5 protein-coding genes are annotated in these 3,622 nt (G+C 63.6%); 3 read left to right on the forward strand and 2 right to left on the reverse strand.

All coding sequences use genetic code 11. The features are described from left to right. Window positions 1–366 (forward strand): GHKL domain-containing protein (locus tag BN871_RS23870; protein ID WP_048749426.1); only part of this gene is annotated, 366 nt, incomplete at its 5' end. A 112-nt stretch (window positions 367–478) separates the two neighbouring features. On the opposite strand, the gene BN871_RS23875 is transcribed toward BN871_RS23870, so the two are convergent. Then, window positions 479–760: a hypothetical protein gene (locus BN871_RS23875; protein WP_021882490.1), complete on the reverse strand. Its 282-nt coding sequence runs from the start codon at window positions 758–760 to the stop codon at window positions 479–481. A 100-nt stretch (window positions 761–860) separates the two neighbouring features. Beyond that, window positions 861–1,199, reverse strand: a complete 339-nt coding sequence (locus BN871_RS23880; protein WP_048749428.1) for a YlbF family regulator — start codon at window positions 1,197–1,199, stop codon at window positions 861–863. 442 nt (window positions 1,200–1,641) lie between these two features. Here BN871_RS23880 and BN871_RS23890 point away from each other — a divergent pair, with 442 nt between their 5' ends. Then, window positions 1,642–3,006, forward strand: coding sequence for a YheC/YheD family protein (locus BN871_RS23890; protein WP_048749430.1), 1,365 nt, complete (start codon window positions 1,642–1,644; stop codon window positions 3,004–3,006). 22 nt (window positions 3,007–3,028) lie between these two features. Continuing rightward, window positions 3,029–3,622 (forward strand): YheC/YheD family protein (locus BN871_RS23895; protein ID WP_048749432.1); only part of this gene is annotated, 594 nt, incomplete at its 3' end.

Raw genomic sequence — 3,622 nt, forward strand, 5'->3', positions numbered from 1 at the left:
CCGGCGGGACAGCGCGAAGTCCGGCTCGAAGCCTTCCTGGACGGGCGCAGCATGACCATCGCCGTCTCCAACCGCTGCCGGGCCGGAACGGATCTGGCGATCCTTCAAAAAATGTTCCGGGCGGGATACAGCACCAAGCCGTCCGGCTCGGGCCATTCCGGACTCGGGCTTTCCATCGTGGCGGAGCGCGCCAGGCACTACAAGGGATCCGCCTCCGCCCGGCTTGACGGCTCGATCCTCTGCGTCAGCGTCGTTCTGCCCTGCGCTCCCGTGCTGTCCGGCGGCGGAGAGGCCCCGGCAGGAACGGGCCGGGCAGAGATGGACCGAACAGGAGCAGGGACCGAAACGGTCCGAGGGACCCGATGAAACGGAAGGAATTTCCTCCCGGCTCAGACGCCAAAAAAAGACCGGATGCAGAAAGAGCTGGCTCCAGCTCCTGCATCCGGTCTTTTTCCCGTCCTCCGAAGATTGCCGCCTCTCAGCCGCGGTAGCGGCGTTCCGGCTTCTTCTCCGGCAGCTTGCGGTTGTGCATCGCCCGCTGCCGCCGTATGGCGGCTACGCGCCTGCGTTCCCGCTCGCGGTCGCTGAGCAGGACGCGCAGGTTGGCCGCGATGACGAGCAGAGCCAGCGCCGACCACAACACCCCGAACACCGTGGCGAAGCTCCACGGGCTGCCGAGCTCCAGGCGCGGCAGCGCATAGAGGAGCATGCCGAGCGCCGCGAGCAGGTAGATTCCATGCTTCCATTTGCCGGAATTCATCCGCAATCCTTCCCCCCAACTCTCCTAGTAGGCTGCTTGTCTGTCTTAGCCTATGCGGACGAGCGGGCGAACATGCCCTCCAGGGAAAGAATGGGATCCGTTAAGGAAGCAGCACGGATTGCATGGAGCTGCCGATGATCCGGTTCACGTCCTCATACACGACGCCAAGGCGCTTCTCGGCCTCGAAGTAGTCCTGAACGAGCGGATTGAGGCTCAGCAGCTCGTACAGCTTGCCGAGGCCGTCCAGCTCTTCGGCGGACGGCTCCTCGCCGCCCATCATGCGCTGCTGCAGCTCGAGCTGGCGCCGCTGGAAGTCGGCCAGCATCCGCCGGGCATCCGGATCCCGGTCCGCCGCCGCGCGGGCCTCCATGACCTGCTTGGCCTCCAGACTGCCCTGCAGAGCCTGGGCCAGCTCGTAAGCACGATCATATACGTTCATGGCTTCATCTCCCTCGTGTTTCCTGCGCCCATCATACCATCATGGAAGAGCCGCTGGCAAAAAAGCATGGCGCCTGCAGGCGGACCGCCTGCTGCGCGCGCGGATGAAATTGGGGGACAGAGGCAGGTGCATGGCACATCGATACGTGCCGGCGGCCGGAGTCGCCACGAGCTCGTTCGTTTCTCCGGAACGATTCCGCGCCCTTCGCTTCTTTTTCACCGGCCCCTGCCCCGCATCCCTCACAGCATGTCCCATGCGGGCGGGAATGATCGCCTCCGCGCTCCGGGCATCCGCCCAATCCGGCCAAAACGCCCCGTCCTTATTGGCGGCGCCTATCACCAAGGTATAGATGTCCTCATATGATGAATTAATCCGTTTCATTCACCTATACCCATCCGACCGCCAACCCGCACTACCCTTCGCTCTGGAAGGAGATTCGTCGATGCTTAAATCCAAAATCACCGTCCAGGTGCCGCAGGCAGGCACCTTGGCCGAGGATACCATCCTGCTGGGCGATGCTTATGTCAAGCAATACAAACTGTCGCTCGGCCACCCCGTCACCTTGAAGTTCGGGTCGTTCCGGACTACGGTGCGCATCTCATCCGGAGGCAAAGGCGACGTCATGAAAATCGGCGCCTCGCTGGCACGCCAAATGGGCATACCGGGAGGAGCCGTCCTGCGATCGAGCTACAAGCAGAGCTCAAGCACTTTGTCGCTCGGGCCTCTGATCGGCGTCCTCATCAGCCGGGATTATCCGCAGCAGACGGACCGGCCGTTCGGGGCGATCACGATGTTCTGCCGGGAGCTGGTGGATGCCTGCGCCGCTCAAGGCGCCTCCGTCTACTTCCTGACTCCCGATGCGGCGGTATCGGGCTCGCGCATCGAGGGGTGGATCTACAACGGCGGCTGGCGGAAAACGAGCATGCCCGTACCGGATGTGGTCAACAACCGGCTTACCGCGCGCAAGCTGGAGAACCGCCCTTCGGTTCAGCAGTTTTTCAAAGAAGCGAAATCACGATATGGAACTCAAGTATTCAACGAGAAATTTCTGGATAAAAACGAGGTGTTCGGCGCTCTCGGCCACGAAAGCAGCCTTGCCAAGTACCTCCCGGATTCCAGGCTGCTGCGCAGCTACGCCGATCTCAAGTCGATGGCGGCGCGGCATCCCGTCCTGTTCCTCAAGCCCGAGCGCGGAAGCCTCGGCAAAGGGATCATCCGGGTAAGCAAGCTCGAGGGCGAAAGCGTGCTGGCCACCTATACGGCGCCGGCCGGCATCCGCCGCCAATCGTATCCCAGCCTGGCTAAGCTGTATTCCTCGCTGGGCGGCAAGCTGAAAACCGTGCGCTACCAGCTGCAGCAGGGGCTCACCCTGATCGATATAGGCAAGCGGCCCGTCGACTTCCGGGCGCTCGTGCAGAAAAACCATAGCGGCAGCTGGGCGCTGACTTCCATCGTTGCCCGTACGGCGGGCAGCAATCACTTCGTCTCGAACCTCGCCCGCGGCGGAACGCTCAGCCGGGTCAAGGAAGCGGTGGCGCGCAGCAATCTGGCTCCCGGCTACAAGGCCGGCGCCGGCGCCAAGCTGCAAAGAGCCGCGCTCGATATCGCGCAAGGCATCGACGCCCGGATACCGGCGCACTTCGGCGAGCTGGGCATCGATCTGGCCCTCGATACAGGGGGCAGGGTATGGCTGCTGGAGGTCAACTCCAAGCCTTCCAAGAACGACAACACGCCGCTGAACGAAGGCAAGATTCGTCCTTCGGTACGCAACATGATCCAGTATTCCCGCTATCTGGCGGGATTCTGACGGGATAAAGGGGGCGGTCCATATGAGAGGCAACCGAAGCAGCGTCGGCGTCCTGGTATCGGATATCCATGAAGGAGAGGACGGCCGGGAGCAGCGCAGGACGTTTCCGGAAGACAGCTTTCTCGCCGCCCTCAGCAGCCGGGCCGAAGAGCTCGGAGTGGATCTGTACGTGTTCACTCCGGGAAGCCTGGATCCGGACAGCGGCATTCTTACGGGCTACGTAAGGGAGAGCAGCGGCTGGTCCGAAAAGGAAGTCCCCTGGCCTGCTGTCATTTACGATCGCTGCGGCCCTCTCGTCTCCGGCCGCATCCGCCCTTACAGGGATACTTTGAGCCGGCTGGCCGCCCTGCAGCCCCATGTCGTCCTGAACGGCTGGCTGCCCGGCAAATCCGCCCAGTACGACGCTCTTCGCCGCAGCGGCGCCGAGCTCGCCGAGCTCGTGCCTCCAAGCCGTCCGCTGGCCGGCAGGCAGGCGTTATGCGAGACAGCCGAGAGCTACGGCTCCCTCTTCCTCAAGCCGGATGGAGGCATGCAAGGCCGCGGCGTCATCAGTGCGGCCCCCGCAGCCGAAGGCGGCTGGCTCGTTCGAGGCCGGGACGGCGGCAGCCGGCCCTTC

Origin of the sequence: Paenibacillus sp. P22, from assembly GCF_000469945.2 — a bacterium.
Lineage (GTDB): Bacteria > Bacillota > Bacilli > Paenibacillales > Paenibacillaceae > Paenibacillus_O > Paenibacillus_O humicus.